Annotated in this window: 13 protein-coding genes; 1 reads left to right on the top strand and 12 read right to left on the bottom strand. The window is 51.9% G+C overall.

The window, feature by feature from the left end; genetic code table 11:
- The 4 genes from BLV54_RS17160 to pgi form a co-directional block, all read right to left on the bottom strand.
- Positions 1–93, bottom strand: a 93-nt coding sequence (locus BLV54_RS17160; RefSeq protein WP_371113269.1) for a hypothetical protein, incomplete at its 3' end; no start/stop codon positions are given.
- A 5-nt stretch (positions 94–98) separates the two neighbouring features.
- Positions 99–317 (bottom strand): hypothetical protein, encoded by a 219-nt coding sequence (locus BLV54_RS02570; protein WP_090567338.1) that lies wholly within the window; start codon positions 315–317, stop codon positions 99–101.
- Between the two features lie 189 nt (positions 318–506).
- On the bottom strand, positions 507–1,532 hold the full coding sequence (locus BLV54_RS02575) for a hypothetical protein (protein ID WP_218132294.1): 1,026 nt from the start codon (positions 1,530–1,532) through the stop codon (positions 507–509).
- Positions 1,533–1,761: 229 nt separating this feature from the next.
- Positions 1,762–3,417, bottom strand: a complete 1,656-nt coding sequence (gene pgi, locus BLV54_RS02580; protein WP_218132295.1) for a glucose-6-phosphate isomerase — start codon at positions 3,415–3,417, stop codon at positions 1,762–1,764.
- A 48-nt stretch (positions 3,418–3,465) separates the two neighbouring features.
- Between pgi and BLV54_RS15395 the strand changes: the two genes are divergently transcribed.
- Entirely contained in the window at positions 3,466–3,654 is a 189-nt protein-coding gene (locus BLV54_RS15395) for a hypothetical protein (protein ID WP_143032395.1), read from the top strand.
- Between the two features lie 4 nt (positions 3,655–3,658).
- Here the strand turns inward: BLV54_RS15395 and pgm are convergent, their stop codons facing one another.
- The 8 genes from pgm to glgX form a co-directional block, all read right to left on the bottom strand.
- Positions 3,659–5,305, bottom strand: a complete 1,647-nt coding sequence (gene pgm, locus BLV54_RS02585; RefSeq protein WP_090567346.1) for a phosphoglucomutase (alpha-D-glucose-1,6-bisphosphate-dependent) — start codon at positions 5,303–5,305, stop codon at positions 3,659–3,661.
- A gap of 277 nt (positions 5,306–5,582) precedes the next feature.
- On the bottom strand, positions 5,583–7,043 hold the full coding sequence (locus BLV54_RS02590) for an efflux transporter outer membrane subunit (protein WP_090567349.1): 1,461 nt from the start codon (positions 7,041–7,043) through the stop codon (positions 5,583–5,585).
- 1 nt (position 7,044) lies between these two features.
- Positions 7,045–10,269: an efflux RND transporter permease subunit gene (locus tag BLV54_RS02595; protein ID WP_090567352.1), complete on the bottom strand. Its 3,225-nt coding sequence runs from the start codon at positions 10,267–10,269 to the stop codon at positions 7,045–7,047.
- A gap of 12 nt (positions 10,270–10,281) precedes the next feature.
- Entirely contained in the window at positions 10,282–11,463 is a 1,182-nt protein-coding gene (locus BLV54_RS02600) for an efflux RND transporter periplasmic adaptor subunit (protein ID WP_090567355.1), read from the bottom strand.
- 201 nt (positions 11,464–11,664) lie between these two features.
- Complete coding sequence (gene ppk2 / locus BLV54_RS02605; RefSeq protein WP_218132296.1) at positions 11,665–12,459, bottom strand: polyphosphate kinase 2; 795 nt, start codon at positions 12,457–12,459, stop codon at positions 11,665–11,667.
- A 27-nt stretch (positions 12,460–12,486) separates the two neighbouring features.
- Positions 12,487–14,205 carry a SulP family inorganic anion transporter gene (locus tag BLV54_RS02610; RefSeq protein ID WP_090567358.1) on the bottom strand — a complete coding sequence of 573 codons (1,719 nt, stop codon included), beginning with the start codon at positions 14,203–14,205 and terminating at the stop codon, positions 12,487–12,489.
- Positions 14,177–15,391, bottom strand: a complete 1,215-nt coding sequence (locus BLV54_RS02615; protein ID WP_090567361.1) for an acetate/propionate family kinase — start codon at positions 15,389–15,391, stop codon at positions 14,177–14,179. The genes BLV54_RS02610 and BLV54_RS02615 overlap by 29 nt, the downstream gene beginning before the upstream one ends.
- Positions 15,388–17,556 (bottom strand): glycogen debranching protein GlgX, encoded by a 2,169-nt coding sequence (gene glgX / locus BLV54_RS02620; protein WP_090567364.1) that lies wholly within the window; start codon positions 17,554–17,556, stop codon positions 15,388–15,390. The genes BLV54_RS02615 and glgX overlap by 4 nt, the downstream gene beginning before the upstream one ends.
- Position 17,557 lies beyond the last annotated feature (1 nt).

The raw sequence follows: 17,557 nt of genomic DNA on the forward strand, positions 1-17,557 counted from the left end.
AGTGATCTTGTGTTTTCTCCGATGGCGCACTTGAATGCCTGCTTCTCTCATGAGTTTACGGATTTTGTAACGGCCGATTGGGTGGCCTCGCACAGCTATTAAACCATGTCATGCTGGTATTCCGGATGCCGTTCCACGAGAGGTCTAATCTCTTCGGCTCGCTCAGTCAGCTGTTGCAGAAAGTCGATATCCCTCTGTGACAATAGCTCTCCGCGGTCAACTCTTTCCTTGATTTCAAGGGCTCTTGGAAGCGTCATTTTCGTGAATCTCTCTAAAAGTGCCATCGCGACGCCAAGGTCTTTCTCATTATCGGTCATGTTCTCCTCCTAATAATGGATTTAAAAAGATCACCCTGGTAGTCCTAGCTGGATAACCGTTGCGCCTGAATCATATGAGGCTTTGTTCCAGCCAGTACCCTCACACGAGAGGTACAACACACCTCTTCCATTTTTTACAGTGGAAATGCACACCCTTATGATCAACTGTCATAGCACGCAGCGTCATGCTTACAGGTAGCGCAGCGCTTCTCGCCAGACACTCGCTGGTTCGGGTATATCCGTTCGTGCAATATGTCCCAACAGTACGATCCCCCGTTCCCCCGTTCCTGAAAAAATCTCAGTTAAAACAATTTCCTTTGACGGTACCGTTGATGAATCTTGAATCTTGATTCCCATGGAATCAAGGCGCAGCCGGATCTCACGAGATGCAAACCAGGCTGCAGGATGACTCAAAGTATCGATCACGCTTGCAAGACTCTCTTCCAGACCAAGATTATCGGTATGAAACTGTCCAAGTTCCCTCTCGATTACCTCAATCTCCGCTTCCAAGGCAGCCAAGTCAGGATGCTGCTGCTCATGATCTGTCAGCATGGGATCGAGTCCCCAATTTCCTGCCTTCATGGTATTGAGCTTTTGTTGCAGGAGATACCATTGACGATCTAACTCCCTCCGTTTGCTCCGTTCGCCCGCGATACGCTCCAGAGCCTTTTCGATCAGGAAATCGAAGGCGCGTTTCTTAAGTTCTCGGCGGGTATCCAGCTCATTGCTGGTGGGTCCAAGATAACGATGATTCGAAAAATTAACGGTGACTTGCATCACCTCCCGGCGCAGAGTTTCACCCACAAGTTCTACCCCGAATACTTTATGCTCCTCCATCACCATACTCAGCAGACCGAAAATCTGCTCGGGAAAAGGTCCGGTCAAATCCGTCAGATAATTGCGTACAGTCTTGAAGTTGCCGAAAACTTCGCGCAGGTGGTCGGTCGAAACGAAGAACGCGCGTAAACACGAATCCTGACCAAATGCTCGCGGACTGATTTCTATCGGCGCAGGCAAGGCATCAACAGTAGAAATTACATGATCGATGGTCAGTTCAACGGGTTGATGAAGCCGTTTCCGATATTGCCCGATGGCACGGATACGTCGATCCGTACCATCTACCGCGCGCTCGATAGCTTTCTCGATCAAATCTTCAGGCAAACCTTTGTTCTGCTCGGATGTGCCTGTGAAAAGCGAACTCAGAAAACGCAACATACGTCGCCTGATTATAAAATTGTTGCTGTTTATAGGAAGATTAAACGCCCATTTTTAATAAGTCCTGCTATTCAAATAGATTATTAGAATATGTAAGCTAAAAAAATACGTGCTAACACGTAAGAATAAAAACGTTCCTTTGCTGGGTGAAATACGTTATTCGATTTGTAAATATATTCATGTTATTTAGCGCGGCCTGGATCAAATATTCTAGCTTTTGAGATTGAATTTATGAGGAGATCTTTTTGAAGTGTCGATAGCGACGAATCAGTTGATTGGTTGAACTGTCATGCCCGAGTGCAGGTTCTACCTTACTTTCAAGCTCCGGGATGATGCGCTGAGCCAGCACCTTGCCAAGTTCCACTCCCCACTGGTCGAATGGATTGATTCCCCAAATCGCGCCCTGGGTAAAAACTGAGTGTTCGTAGAGAGCGATAAGCTTGCCAAGTGCCTCCGGTGTGAGTCGCTGGGTAAGAATGGTATTGGACGGACGATTGCCCTCAAAGATCCGGTGTGGTACAAGCCAATCGGGTGTGCCTTCGGCCTTCACTTGTTCAATGGTCTTGCCGAAAGCCAAGGCTTCTGATTGAGCAAAGACGTTCGACAGCAGCATATCGTGATGCCGTCCAAGCGGGTTGAGTGTTTCAATGAAGGCGATGAAATCACAAGGGATAAGATTGGTTCCTTGATGAAGCAATTGGTAAAACGAATGCTGACCGTTGGTTCCCGGTTCGCCCCAATAGATTGGACTCGTGTTATAGGTAACCCGGGATCCATTAAGCGTAATCTGCTTGCCGTTGCTTTCCATCACCAATTGCTGCAGATAGGCAGGGAATCGCTTCAAGTACTGCTCATAGGGCAACACGGCAACAGCCTGGGTACCAAAGAAATCGGTGTACCACAATGTGAGCAAGCCCATCAGTACCGGGAGGTTGTTTTCAAACGGAGCCGTTCGAAAATGCTCGTCCATCTGATGAAAACCATTCAGCATGGCCCGAAAGTTAGCCGGTCCGATGGCCAGCATGGTGGAAAGACCGATTGCTGAAGTCATGGAATAACGTCCACCAACCCAGTCCCAAAATCCGAACATCTGCGCAGTATCGATGCCGAATTTAGCTACTTCCGCTGCGTTCGTCGAGACGGCGACAAAGTGTTTGGCGATAGACTTGGTGTCCCCACCGAAAGCGGCGAGCAGCCACTCTCGAGCCGTATGTGCATTCGTCATCGTCTCAAGCGTCGTAAAAGTCTTGGAAGAAACAATGAAAAGCGTTTCCGCTGGATCGAGATCGTGGACTGCTTCCACAAAATCAGTGCCGTCGATATTCGATACGAAACGGAATGTCATAGCCCGCTCGCTGTAATACTTCAATGCCTCATAGGCCATTACCGGTCCCAGGTCTGAGCCGCCGATACCAATGTTGACGACGTTACGAATACGTTTGCCAGTGTGTCCCTTCCAAACACCGCTCCGCACGCGATCGGAAAAATCAGCCATCTTGTCGAGTACGGCATGTACTTGGGGCACCACGTTCTCACTGTCCACCACGATGGAAGCCTCCTTCGGAGCACGCAGGGCGACGTGCAATACAGCGCGATTCTCAGTGATGTTGATCTTTTCACCGTTGAACATGGCGTCGATCCGTGGACGAAGTCCACTTTCTTCGGCCAGCTGCATGAGTAACTTGAGTGTTTCGTCGGTGACGAGATTCTTCGAGTAATCAAGGAAAAGACCCACCGCCTCAGCCGTCATGTGCTCGCCACGCTGGGGATCATCTGCAAAGAGCGTTCGTAAATGGAGGTGACGAACTTGTTCATAATGAGCTGTCAGCGCTTTCCATGCATTACGTTCGGGGAGGGGTGGAATATTTCCTGTCATATTTGTCATAATGAGAATCTCCTCTAATTTACTTTCTGTATAACGACGCAAATCAAAATGATCGGGTCTATTCGCTCATCCAGGATACGACGGACTCCTTTTGTTCCTTCTTCCAAGAGTTTGGTAGTTCAAGCATCAAATTCACGGGGTGGACAAGCGGTAGAAACACTCGTGCCATTACGCAGTTTTGCTCATCCGTTCTTTGGTAGACTTTGCAGGATGTTCAGCCTGAATGCTCTGCATTAAAGAATTACAATGCGGTACTGACTGCATCGCTCACGATCTGCTGAGCCTCGTTCACAATTGCGTTGAGATGATCTTCACTCTTAAAGCTCTCTGCGTAGATTTTGTAAATGTTCTCAGTGCCGGAAGGACGAGCTGCGAACCAACCATTGTCGGTCACAACCTTAAGACCACCGATGGAAGCGTTATTACCAGGCGCCCTGGTCAACTTCATCCGGATGAGATCGCCCGCAAGTTCTGGGGCTGTAACCGCTTCTGGTGATAGTTTTGCAAGCTTCACCTTCTGCTCGGGTGTCGCAGGCGCGTCGATCCGCGTGTAATGCAGTGTGCCAAATTCAGACTGCAGCTCCTGGTAATGCTCGCCCGGATCCTTGCTCGTGCGAGCAGTGATCTCAGCTGCAAGCAAATCCATGATCAGACCGTCCTTGTCCGTAGTCCACACCGTTCCGTCCTGCCGCAGGAAGCTGGCTCCGGCACTTTCTTCGCCAGCGAAACAGAGCGATCCATTAAGCAAACCGGGAACAAACCACTTGAAGCCTACCGGCGTCTCGCACAGCTGGTAACCCAGCTTATTGACCACTCGATCAATCATGCTGCTACTGACCAGAGTTTTGCCAACAACCACCTGGTCAGACCATTTTCTATGAGTCAGCAAGTAGCGAATCGCTACCGCCAGGTAGTGGTTGGGATTCATCAATCCTGTAGACGGAACGACCACACCATGTCGATCGGCGTCAGGATCGTTGGCAAAGGCGATGCGATACTGATCTTTCAGGTCCAGAAGTCGGGCCATGGCATACGGACTGGAAGGATCCATCCGAATCTTACCGTCATGATCGACTGTCATGAATGAGAATGCTGGATCAATTGTCGGGTTAACGACGGTAATATCCAGCTGATAGACAGCGTTAATAGGCTCCCAATAGGGTTCAGCAGCGCCGCCGAGCGGATCGACGGCCAACTTTAAGCCAGCCGCACGGATAGCGTCCATATCGACAACATTGCGCAGATCTTCGACATAAGGCATCACGAAGTCATCCTGATGCGTCGTGGTTGCCTTGATGGCGGAGGCAAAGGATAGCCGCTTGACACCGATATTCCCTTGGCGCAATAGTTCGTTGGCTCTCTGCTCGACCCATTTTGTTACATCGACGTCAGCAGGGCCGCCATGAGGTGGGTTGTACTTGAAACCGCCATCCTCAGGCGGATTATGCGAAGGCGTGATGACAATACCGTCAGCGAGTTGCTCCTTACGCTCCCGGTTATAAACGAGGATCGCCCGCGAGATAACCGGGGTGGGCGTAACACCGTCGTCTTTCTGGATGATCGTTGTTATGCCGTTGGCTGCCAGTACCTCCAGCGCGGTACGTTGAGCTGGTCCTGACAAGGCGTGCGTATCTTTGCCCATGTAGAGCGGGCCGTTGATACCCTGACCTTGCCGATAGTCACAAATAGCCTGGGTAATCGCCAGAATGTGTGCTTCAGTGAATGATCCGTGCAGTGGTGAACCTCGATGCCCACTAGTACCGAAACTGACTAACTGTGCGCTATCCACCAGGTCAGGCCGGCGCTCGTAATACTCACGCTCAAGTCTCGCCAAATCGATGAGTATCTCTTTTGTAGCCGGTTTACCTGCAGCTGGTGAAATCGTCATAACTCGTCTCCTTTGATAATATTCCGTCTAAAAAAACTGTGCACAAATTATCTTTTATATGCCTATAACATATTTTGCAATCGTAAGGTAACTGGAAAATTTACAATGTATAAAGAAAAGTAAACGCCCTTTTCCATCAGAAATTTAATCGCATAGTATTAAAATTAATTGTCATATGTGTTAATAAATCCAAATTCCATGATTTATTTGGCATAAGATTATTGAATATCCTCCCATTTTTAAAATTTCTATAACGTAATGTTATTAAAACCATCACCTATGGGGCCAGTAAATTTCCTTCTTTCACCGATTGCTCTCCCTTTAGCTGGGGTTCCGGAGCGAGCTGCTCAGCCTCATCGACCCAGCCACCGCCTGTCGCCTTGTAAACGTTTACGAGCTCAGTGTAACGATCAGCCTTCGAGCGTACTGCGGCAAGCTCTACATCGAAGAGCAGGTTCTCTGCGAAGAGTACCTCGAGATAACTCGCGTAACCATTGTCAAATTTGGCCCGAGAGAGGCGAGCATATTCCTTAAGCGCCATGACGCGTTTCGCCTGAGCTTCGGCTTCCTCACGTTTCTTCACTGCTCCAATGAGTGCGTCATTCACTTCACGGAAAGCGTTTAGAATTGTCGCCTGATAAAAAGCAATCGCTTCGCGCTGGACTGCTTCGGCGGTTCTCACCTGCCCCGTGATGGCACCAAAAGTAAAGATCGGTCCTGCCAGCCCGGCAGCGACTGACCAGGTACTGGCTGGTCCCGTGAGGAAGTTGCCGAATGCGGTACTTGCCGAGCCAAGAAGACCCGTGAGCGTGATGGTAGGGAAGTATAACGACCTTGCCACTCCAACATTTGCGTTGGTAGCCACGAGATTCTGTTCCGCCTCCTGAATATCGGGTCGACGCTCAAGCAGCGTTGAAGGCAGATCTGGAGGAATTACCGGAGCAATGAGCTCATCAATAGTGTTGCCACGCGGGATAGAGTCGGGGTTACGGCCGAGTAGGATCGAGATAAGATTTTCCTGTGCAACGATCTGCTGCTCGATACCCGGAATTGTGGCAAGTGCGAGCTGGTATTGCGATTGTATTTGGGAGAACTCCGTCTGTGACACAACACCCCATTGGTAGCGGAGTTCAAAAATTCTCATTGTCTCTGCGTAGTTAGCTGCACTGGCGCGCGCTATCTCAAGCTGGCGATCAAGCGCGCGTAGGCCGATGTAACTTGCCGCAACACTTGTCACGACTGAAAGGATAACGCCCCTGCGGCCTTGCTCGCTCGCTAGTATTTGCGCTCGGGCTGCCTCACTCTGGCGTCGAATGCGTCCGAACAGGTCGATCTGCCATGACGCATTGAGAGCCGCCCGATAAAGCGAAAAGAAAGGGTCGCGACCTGGTGGAAGGACGGCTAACTTTTCCGTAGCGCGGTTTTGGCTAATGCTCGCGTTATAGCCGGTCTGTGGAAAGAATTGTGCACGGGTAGTATTCAACGCACCGATGAACTGATCTACCCGAGCAGCTGCAGCCTGGATATCGCGGTTTTCACTCAACGCCGTTTCGATAAGTGCGTTAAGTGCGGGATCGCCAAACTGGGTCCACCATCCGAAATTTGTAACTTCCGCTGCTTTCGGATAGTCAACTCGCCATTTCTCTGGCATCTCAATTGCCGGGCGTCGATAGTCAGGGCCCACCGCGCATGCACTCAGTAAGGTAACTATGAACAAGGGAAGAATGACGTTGCGCATATTACTTATCCTCCCGTTTTGCTGGCAATCCCTCTTCGGAAACAGGAGCACGAACCGGAGCAGACACAGTCTCAGGTGTACTCTCACTCTCGTCATCATGCCCACCGCTTGCCGCTTTCTTGCTGGCAAACTTTGCACTGAGAGATTCCAGCAACCAGAAGAACAGCGGCACAAAGAAAATTGCAATTAGGGTAGATGCGAGCATTCCGCCGATCACACCGGTACCGATCGCGCGCAGGCTGTTTGCGCCGGGTCCGGTCGCGATTGCGAGCGGCACACAGCCGAGAATAAATGCAAATGATGTCATTACAATCGCACGCAATCTAAGCCCAGCTGCCTCAATAGCTGCCTCTCGGGCTGGCATACCATGACGAACGCGTTCAATGGCAAACTCGCAGATCAGAATTGCGTTTTTTGCAGATAAACCCACCAGCGTCACCAGACCAACCTGAAAATAAACGTCATTTTCCAGCCCGAGAACCCAGGTCAGCAGCAGTGCGCCCAGTACTGCGAAAGGAACTGTGAGCACCACTGCTATGGGAAGCGTCCACTTCTCGAACTGTGCGGCGAGCAGCAAAAACACCACGATCAGGCCAAAGATAAAAGCTGATGAGGAGGTGCCGCCCGCGCCTTTCTCCTCCAGTGCCTGCCCTGCCCAGGAATAAGCAAAGTCACCGGGCAGTGTTTCGTGCGCTACTTCCTCCATCACCCGGATCGCGTCTCCCGAGCTATAGCCTGGAGCCTGGCTGCCAGTAATCTTTACTGCTGGGAAAGCGTTGAAGCGTGTCATCAGTTTCGGTGAAACAACATAGCGGGTTGTAATCAGCGCCGACAGCGGCACGTTAGCGCCACTCGATGAGCGAACGTAGACTTTGCTGAAATCCTCCGGCCTTGCCCGGTAGTCCGCGTCCGCCTGAATAATAACGAACCACACACGGCTGAACAGCGAGAACTGCCCAGCCAATTGGGAGCCGAAATAAGCCTGCATGGTGTTAAAGACATCGGCTACGTGCACACCCAGCACTTCGGCCTTGTTACGGTCGAGATCGACGAAGAGCTGCTGGCTATTTGCGCTGAACGTCGTGTTCACTGCCTGCAATTCTTTGCGCTCACGCGCTTTTGCAAGAAACGCCTTGAGGGCAGCGTCCGTCGCACGCGGATCACCTGATCCGCGGTTCTGGATGTAAAATTCAAAGCCCCCAGTGGTACCCAGGCCTGGGATCGAAGGTGGATTAACAGCGAAGGCCCTACCATCCTTGAGTGCAGCGAATTGTGCATTGAGCCGCTTCAGTGTATCGAACGACAGCAGACTTGCGTCCTTGCGCTCTTCAAAGAGCTTCAACAGACCGAACATGACCGCAGCGTTATTGTCCTGCTGACTGTCAACAAAGCTGTAGCCGTTCACCGTACCAACATCCTGTACTGCGGGATCCCGAAGAATAATCTGCTCCAGTTCCTGACTGAAGCGGCTCGTGACATTCAGACTCGCTGTATCGGAAACCTGGGTAAGCACAAAGAAATAACCCTGGTCCTCATCCGGCACAAAGCTTGCCGGCAGGATGCGAAACATCACCAGAATGCCGATCACCACAGCGCCAAATACGATGAGCGAAACCGGCCATAGTTGTATGACGCGGGCAACCCTGCCCAAAAACCCATGCTGGAGAGACTCAAATCCATTTTCAAATGCCTGAAAGAAACGGTTCTTCTTGCCATGATGCGTCTTGATAATGATTGCAGCCAACGCTGGTGACAATGTCAGCGCCATGATGCCCGAGATCACCATTGAGATGGCGATGGTGATTGCAAACTGCTTGTATAGTAGTCCGGTCATTCCACCGAGAAATGCAACCGGCAGGAACACAGCAAGCAGCACCAGCACGATCGAAATCAGCGCCCCTGCAATCTCTGTCATCGCCTCCTTTGCGGCAGCCAGTGGTGCGAGCCCTTTCTTGGTGATGTTTACCTCAACATTCTCGACCACCACGATGGCATCATCCACCACCAGACCGATTGCCAGGATCATACCGAACATAGTGAGCATGTTGACCGAAAATCCGAACAGATACATGCCGACAAAGGTACCCACGATGGACACCGGTACTGCCAGGATTGGAATCACGGTTGCTCGCAGCGATTGCAGGAAGACAAACACCACTAGAACCACCAGTACTACCGCTTCGAAGAAGGTATGCACCACCTTGTCGATCGAGTAAAGAGTGAACTGGCTGGTATCTAGTACGATCTTATAATCCAGGCCGCTGGGAAATTTCGCTTTCAGCTCCTCCATTTTCTTGCGCACACCCTTCGCGGTTTCAACTGCATTTACACCTGGCTGCTGATAGATGCCGATAGTTGTCGCAGTCTTGCCATTCATGCGGCTTGGCATAGAATAATCCCGTTGGGAAAGTTCGACTCGCCCAATGTCCTTAATGCGGACAATAGCGGCACCCTCTTTTGCAGTACGGACGATGATGTTCTCGAACTCTTCAGGCTTAGTGAGCAATCCCTGTGCTGTCACGACATACTGCTGCTCCACTGAAGGAGGCATCGGTGAAGCGCCGAGCAGGCCGATACCGAAGGTCTGGTTCTGGCTTTGAATTGCTGCACTCACCTCGCTTACTGTGATGCCAAGCTGAGCCATGCGATCAGGTCGTAACCACACACGCATCGCGATATCGGGCAGACCGAATGTCTTCGCACGATTAGCCCCAGGCACGCGCTTTAATTCGTCGAGCACATAAAGGTTGGCGTAGTTGGCAATGTAGGCGGCATCGTAGCGTTCATCCGGCGAATAAACCGATACCACCATCATGATACTAGGTGACTTCTTATCTACCGTGATTCCCTGCTCGACTACCACCTTCGGCAACTGGGACATCGCCTGGCTCAGGCGGTTCTGCACGTTGACCTGATTGATATCCGGATTGCTGCCCTGATTGAACACGACGACGATCTGAACGTTACCGCTCGAGGAACTGGTTGAATAGAAATAGAGCAGATTATCCAATCCATTCAACTGCGCCTCGATGGGTGCTGCCACATTGTTTGCGATCACCTCGGCGGTGGCACCTGGGTAGCGTGCGTCGATCGTGACCTGTGGAGGCGCCATGTCAGGATACTGCTCGATCGGTGAGACAGACATCGACACCGCACCAGCGAGTACGATCAGAATCGAGATGACTGTCGAGAGAATCGGTCGGTCAATAAAAAAGTGGGTGAACATAAAATCGCCCGCCTATTTCTGCGCAGCTGCAGCTGGTTTGGCTACTGCTTTATCATTACCCGCTGCTGGCTCCATAATTTTGACCGACTGACCGGGAACCACCTTGAGCATGCCTTCCACCACAATCCGGTCACCGGTCTGTAGTCCGGTCAAAATCACAATGTCTTTTTCTCCTTCGTAGTCACCCACCACTACCGGCCGCACTTCCGCTGTACCGTCCGGCTTGATCACGTACATGATGTGACCGTTCGAACCCTGCTGCACCGAAAGCTGCGGCACCACGATTGCGTTCGGCCGCAACCCACCCTTCACGTATGCCGTCACGAACATACCTGGACGGAGCTCTCTATTGGGATTTGGCAGCACCGCACGCACCATAAAAGAACCGGTGTCCTGGCTGAACGATGGATCGGTAAAGTTAATTTTTCCTCTTCCCGCAAACGGTTTTCCGTCAGGAAGAACAAGCTCTACGTCGTAATCTTTATTCTTGGGCAGGATAATTAATCCTTTTTGGCTTTCCTCGCGGATGCGTGCCATCTGGTTCTGGGAAACGCTGAACGTAACCCACATCGGGTCAATCGCAGCAACATAGGTGAGGTTAGCGGTTTCTGCCATCGCATTCACAAACGTACCCTCACGCTGGAGTGAGCGGCTTGCAAGACCCGTCACGGGGGAGCGTATAGTGGTATAGCCGAGATTCAGTTCAGCTTCCTTCACTTTCGCATTTGCTGCGAACACTGCCGCTCTTGCTGCGTCGAATTCTCCCTGTGCTCGATCCAGATCAGCCTGTGAAAGCGCGTTCTGTTCAGTGAGCGGTTTCACACGCTTGAGATTGGCATCCGCTGTTCTAAATCTCGCCTGCTGAGCTTGCAATACACCGCGAGCAGCTTCTAACTCAGCCTTGAATGGTTTTTGATCGAGCTGAAACAGCAGTTGCCCTTCTTTCACCAGCTCACCTTCCTGGTAAGCAATGCGGTCGAGAAAACCTGAAACGCGGGCGACGATATCAACTTGGCGCGAGCTTTCGGTTTGTGCCACGAAGTTGGGTGTGTAAGGAATATTCCGAGGAGTGACGGTCATTACAGTCACTTCGGGCGCCGGGCGCTGCTGTGGGGCAGACGTTTCCCTGGAGCAACCAGTTAGAATGGAGATAGTAGCGAAGACAAGGGTAACAGTGAGAACTTGTATGTACATAGATAAACTCCTATAAGCTCCTTGAAGTCGCCATGTGGCGCGGGGGCACTCAAAATAGTGAATGGAAAAAAATACCTCCTTCATTAAATGCTAATGCATAAATAGATTATGCAAATGCGCTAATTAAAAAAATACGTGTGAGCACGTAATATTCAATAAACCTCCGGAATCCAGCGCCGGTCGACCATGGTCGCCAGATCGTCATAAGCGTTCTTCGTGATACGCTTGGGTAGCTTGACTTTCTTGTGTGGTATAGGCTCGTAGGGGATCTGTTTTCAGAAAATGTGCAATTAAATTCAGGCGCGCACGCTTCTTGTCGTCGGAGTGCACGATGTGCCAGGGCGCAAAATCCGTGTCAGTCGCTGCCAGCATTTCATCACGCGCACGCGAATAATCGTACCAGCGCTCACGAGAGGGCAAATCCATCGATGACAGCTTCCACTGACGCACGGGATCATCGATACGCGCGTGGAAACGACGCTCCTGTTCTTCATCACTGACCTCCAGCCAGTACTTGATGAGATAGATGCCATTATCCACGATTTGCTTCTCGATAAACGGACACAGTTCCAGAAAACGGCGATGCTGAGCTTCGGTACAAAAACCCATCACATGTTCGACACCAGCGCGGTTGTACCAACTGCGGTCAAAAATGATGATCTCGCCTGCTGCAGGAAAATGCGCCATATAACGCTGCATATACATCTGCGTTTTCTCACGATCGGAAGGAGCTGGCAAGGCAACAACCCTGAACACGCGTGGACTCACACGTTCAGTGATCGCCTTGATAGTGCCCCCTTTACCAGCTGTGTCGCGCCCCTCAAACACGAGGATAATGCGCTGTCCAGTAGCGATTACCCAATTCTGCACGACGCACAATTCTGCCTGCAGATCGCGCAACAACTTCTCGTAATTCTTACGCTTGAGTTTGGATCTATCCTCATCGCGCGTATTCGTATTCTTCTCTGGAGATTCATGGGTACGCGCCTTTTTCATGATCATCACTCCTTTCATTAATAGTCATCAATTGCCATCATCCGGAACTCCGCCGTGTGCCTCCCGCTCCAGGATAGTCTCGACTGCAGAATGGACGGAAAAGAAAATATTCTCTGCACCAATCTTCTTACCCAGCCCCATTGGTTGACTGTACTTACGCATATACAGTTTCGGTCGGGCAACTACTAGATGTACGCCGCGGCTCTGCAGCTCGGTGATCAGATCATCGATAGCCTGTGTGCCGGTAATGTCCATCTGGCTGATGGATTCAGTATTGAGCACAAACCAGCGTGGTTTGGATTCAGCGTCATCCACCAGAGACAATATTCGTGCCTTGAAGTAATCGGCATTAAAAAACAGCAGCGGAGCATCAAAGCGGTAGATGATCATACCCGGGACCGGTCGTGCATCCTCTGACAAACTGAGATCATTGTAGCCTTCCATCCCTGGAACAATACCCAACAGCGTATCTGCAGGCCGGTAAATCTTAATCAGCACATGCAACAGCGCCAGCAAAATCGCGATCACTACCCCCGGCAGAACGCCAATAATCAGCACTCCTACCATTGTCAATAAGGATAAGCCAAACTCGAAATGATCAATCGTATGCAATCGCCTCATGCCCACCACATCCAGCAAGCCCCATGCAGAAAAAATCAACACCGCAGCCAATGCTGGTACTGGCAAGTGCCCCAGCGGCTGCGTCAAAAACAACACAACTCCAGCAGTGGTCAGTGCAGCAACCACGGATACTAATTGGGTCTTGCCACCACTCGCATCATTGACTGCTGTACGCGAATCAGCACCGGTAATGGCGAATCCACCGCACAGGCCCGATGCTATATTGGCTAAGCCGAATGCACGCATCTCCTGATCGGCATTGATGCCATAACCATTGCGCGCAGCAAAGCTTCGTGCTGTGAGCATGCCGCTGGTGAAGCAAACGATGACCAAACCGATCGCGCTCATAAAAATAGTCTGCACACCCTCATAGCCGAGACCGGGCAGAACAAATGACGGCAGTCCGGACGGTACCTCACCAACCAATTTAACCGCGCGTGTATCCAGTCCTATCAGGAACACTATCAGACTCGCGACCAGCAGTGCGATCAGTGCCGCTGGCGCCCGTGGGGCGTAGCGTCGTGTCAGGATTAGCAGCGCCAGAGTGGCGAGTCCCACGCCCAAGCTGTAACCATGCGTCTTGCCAAGGCGTCCAGCCAGCTCCAGCAGTGATGGTCCGAAATCCCGGTTCACCACCGCGACACCAAACAGCTTGCCCAGTTGTCCGGCGATGATGCTGAGTGCAATACCGTTGAGATAGCCGATCAGAATTGGCCGTGAGAAAAAATTTACGATGAAACCCATGCGCGCCATCCCACCGAAAACCATCAGGAGGCCCGCCATGATCGCCAGCGCAGCTGAAAGCTTCAGGTAATATTCCAGATCACCCCCTGCCATCGGCAGCAGCAGTGCAGCAATCATCGCACAGGTAGCCGCATCCGGCCCGAGCACCAATTGTCGCGATGAGCCAAGCAAGGCATAAACCAGTAATGGCAAGATACTCGCATAGAGACCGACTTCAGGCGGGAAGCCCGCGAGGTTAGCATAGGCGATCGCCGTGGGCACCTGTACCGCAGTGACCGAGAATCCAGCAACCACATCACGTGTTAACCACTCTTTGCGGTACTGGCGCAAATCACGCAGCAGAGGTATCCAGTCACTCAACTTGTCCGCCGCCCTTTCCATGGTTTATCAGCGCCAGCGTATGGCGCGCGATCATCAATTCTTCGTTGGTGGGTATAACCCAGACTGAGACCCTGCTGTCCTCCGCTGACGAGATACACGGACCACCACGCACATTGGCAGCGGCATCGATCGATACACCCAACCAGGCACAAGCTTGCAGGATACGCTCACGGATCACCGGTGAATGCTCGCCAATTCCGGCTGTGAACACTAGGCCATCCACTCCGCCAAGCACCGCTGCAAGGGCTCCGATCTGTTTGACGGTATAATGCACGAAATACTCAACCGCCAATTGCGCGCGTGACTCGTGGCTTTCCAGCAGGATACGCATATCGTTGCTGATGCCGGACAATCCAAGTAAGCCAGATTCCTGGTATAACAGCTTTTCCAGTTCAGCACTCGATAAGCCGCACTGATTGGTGAGATGCAGTAACACCCCTGGATCGAGGGCGCCTGGTCGCGTTCCCATCGGAACCCCATCAAGTGGCGAAAAACCCATGGTCGAATCTACACTCTTGCCTGCTTGCAGTGCGCACAGACTCGCCCCATTGCCGAGATGGGCCACGATCACCCGCCCATCCGCAATCTTGGGCGCGATCTTCGGCAGCATCGTTGCAATGTATTCGTAGGAGAGGCCGTGGAAACCGTAACGCCTTACCCCGGACTCATAATATTCCCAGGGTAACGCATAAAGATCAGCAATCTGCGGGTGGGCGCGGTGAAACGCGGTATCGAAACACGCAACCTGTGGTACCTGCGGTTGCTTTTCACGTATTGCACGTATCGCTGCCAGATTATGTGGCTGATGCAGAGGGGCGAGCGGAATCAATTGCTCCAGCATTGTATGAATCTCTGTATTAACCAGCACAGGACTGGAAAATTGGGTGCCACCATGCACCACGCGATGTCCAACGGCAAGTAGCGACTCATGTTGCAAGTGCTCACGCAGCCAGGTGCCGACAAGCGAAATTGCGTCCCCCACTGTGGCAACTTCCGGAATGGTAAAATCAGATTCAATGAGCATAGCACCTGTACCGTTTCTTGCTTTTAGACATGGACGAGCACCGATACCATCCATCTGTCCGCGCACAACCAGTTGCAAGTTTCCGGCATCATCCACGTGAAACACCGAAAATTTCAGACTGGATGAACCCGCATTGACGACCAGAATAATACTGCTGTTCATGTACGTGCCTCGAGCACAACCACACTGCGTGGCCTAACCGGGCAGGATTCTCCGGTTATTGGCATCTGATTCTCGCGAACAAGGATATCCGCAGGAGCAGATTGGGCAGTGTCGATTGCCAGATGCCAGCATTGGGTACGCAAGGGCGGTAAAGGCGCATCCAAGGACTGGTCCGACATATTCAGCACTACGTGCAGGTCCTCTTCGTCCTCACGCTGACCGGCAATAGTAAAAGCAAGTATTCGCGCCTGTGGATCATACCAGAGCGGCTCGTTGAGCCTTACTCCGTGCCAAGTAATATCCGCGTAATCGCGGCCGGGCATCGGTGCGCCAGTAAAGAAACGATTGCTGGTAAGACTGGGATGGCGCCGGCGCAGCGCAATCAATTCACGGGTATAACGCAGCATGTCGCGGTTACGCTCGGTAAGTCGCCAATCGAACCAGCTTAACTCATTATCCTGACAATAAGCGTTGTTGTCACCATGCTGCGTACGCAGCACTTCGTCGCCGGCTAGCAGCATAGGTACACCACGCGATAGCATGAGAATAGCCAGTAGATTTTTTGCCTGCTGCCAGCGCAGCTTGCATACTGCCGGATCGTCGCTCTCGCCCTCGACACCGCAGTTCCAGCTCATATTGTCGTTGCTGCCATCGCGATTGTCCTCCCCATTGGCCTCGTTATGCTTGCTGTTGTAGCTCACCAGATCGTAGAGGGTAAATCCATCGTGGCAGGTGATGAAATTGATACTGTTGGCCGGCTTACGCTCGTCGTGAGCATAGAGATCGGCACTGCCAGAAATGCGTGCCGCTATTTCACCAATGAGCCCGGGATCACCACGCACAAAGCGACGCATCACATCCCGGTAACGGCCATTCCATTCAGACCAGGCCATGCCAGGAAAAGCGCCAACGTGATATAAGCCAGCTGCATCCCAGGCCTCAGCAATCAACGGAACCTGGGAGAGTATGCGTGAGGACTCAATAGTCCAGGGTAGAGGTGGATTAGCCAGCGGCAAGCCATTGTCTCCGCGTGCAAAAACACTGGCAAGATCAAAGCGAAATCCGTCCACCCCCAGTACCTCCACCCAGTATTCCAGACAATGCACGATGAATGCCGTCACCACCGGATGATTGCAATTCACGGTATTGCCGCAGCCAGTAAAGTCAAGGTAACGGCGTCGGTCAATGGCATCAAGGTGGTAAAAAATATCATTGGCAAGGCCCCGGAAATGGATCACTGGTCCAGTTTCTCCACCCTCCGCCGTGTGGTTGAAAACCACATCGAGCAGTACACAGATATCAGCCGCATGCAAAGCATCGACCAAGTCGCGAAACTCCCGAGTGGCGCGCACTGGATCGATGCAATAGCCAGGATGCGGCGCCCAGAAACTGTGCGTGCTGTAACCCCAATAATTGTGCAGCTCACGAGCTGCAACGCCAGGCTGAATATCCTGTGTGTCAAAGGCCATCACCGGCAGGAGCTCGACGTGAGTCACGCCTAGCGCCTGCAGATAGGGAATCTTCTCCTTGAGCGCAGCAAAAGTGCCAGGGTAAGCTACCCCGGAGGAAGGATGGTGGGTAAAGCCACCCACGTGCAGCTCGTAGATCACCGCCCCTTGCAGGTCGGTCTGCTTGCAGCGCAACGTTGTATCGGTTGAGATCCGAGGGAGCGGTTCGGCAACAATGGCACGTAAGCTTTTCGAGTCGCTATCCTGCTCACTGCAGGCACGCTTGCGATCCCACAGCGTATCGCTCACCGCCTGCGCCCAGGGATCGAGTAATTCTTTGCCAGGGTAGAAACGCCTTCCAGTCGCGGCAGTATCGCTGGGTCCATCCATGCGCCAAGTGTAATGCGTCCCGACTGGCAGCCCCTCGATGAATACATGCCAGAAAAAAAAACTACGGTTATGTTCGGGATCGAGGAGAATTACCTGAAATGGCATTGGACTATCCGCAGCAGCATACAACAGCAGTTCTGCCCGGTCTGCATGTCGACTAAAGATGCAGAAATTCACACCTTCCGCGCTGACAGTAACACCGGATGGAAAGCGACTTCCAGGCCTAATCGTAAAAGGCGGCGAAGTCTTATGGTAAGTCGCCGAGGCCAGGTTGGTTTCGTCTACGTTATTCTCCGCTTGTATGCTCCCTTTATTTTGTGGCTGCATG

It is taken from the genome of Nitrosomonas sp. Nm33 (assembly GCF_900107265.1).
Lineage (GTDB): Bacteria > Pseudomonadota > Gammaproteobacteria > Burkholderiales > Nitrosomonadaceae > Nitrosomonas.

Bases quoted from the DNA above. Each gene is read 5' to 3' on its own strand.
- BLV54_RS02570 (WP_090567338.1), bottom strand. From the start codon at position 317: ATGACCGATAATGAGAAAGACCTTGGCGTCGCGATGGCACTTTTAGAG.
- BLV54_RS02575 (WP_218132294.1), bottom strand. From the start codon at position 1,532: ATGTTGCGTTTTCTGAGTTCGCTTTTCACAGGCACATCCGAGCAGAAC.
- pgi (WP_218132295.1), bottom strand. From the start codon at position 3,417: ATGACAAATATGACAGGAAATATTCCACCCCTCCCCGAACGTAATGCA.
- BLV54_RS15395 (WP_143032395.1), top strand. From the start codon at position 3,466: ATGATCGGGTCTATTCGCTCATCCAGGATACGACGGACTCCTTTTGTT.
- pgm (WP_090567346.1), bottom strand. From the start codon at position 5,305: ATGACGATTTCACCAGCTGCAGGTAAACCGGCTACAAAAGAGATACTC.
- BLV54_RS02590 (WP_090567349.1), bottom strand. From the start codon at position 7,043: ATGCGCAACGTCATTCTTCCCTTGTTCATAGTTACCTTACTGAGTGCA.
- BLV54_RS02595 (WP_090567352.1), bottom strand. From the start codon at position 10,269: ATGTTCACCCACTTTTTTATTGACCGACCGATTCTCTCGACAGTCATC.
- BLV54_RS02600 (WP_090567355.1), bottom strand. From the start codon at position 11,463: ATGTACATACAAGTTCTCACTGTTACCCTTGTCTTCGCTACTATCTCC.
- ppk2 (WP_218132296.1), bottom strand. From the start codon at position 12,459: ATGAAAAAGGCGCGTACCCATGAATCTCCAGAGAAGAATACGAATACG.
- BLV54_RS02610 (WP_090567358.1), bottom strand. From the start codon at position 14,205: ATGGAAAGGGCGGCGGACAAGTTGAGTGACTGGATACCTCTGCTGCGT.
- BLV54_RS02615 (WP_090567361.1), bottom strand. From the start codon at position 15,391: ATGAACAGCAGTATTATTCTGGTCGTCAATGCGGGTTCATCCAGTCTG.
- glgX (WP_090567364.1), bottom strand. From the start codon at position 17,556: ATGCAGCCACAAAATAAAGGGAGCATACAAGCGGAGAATAACGTAGAC.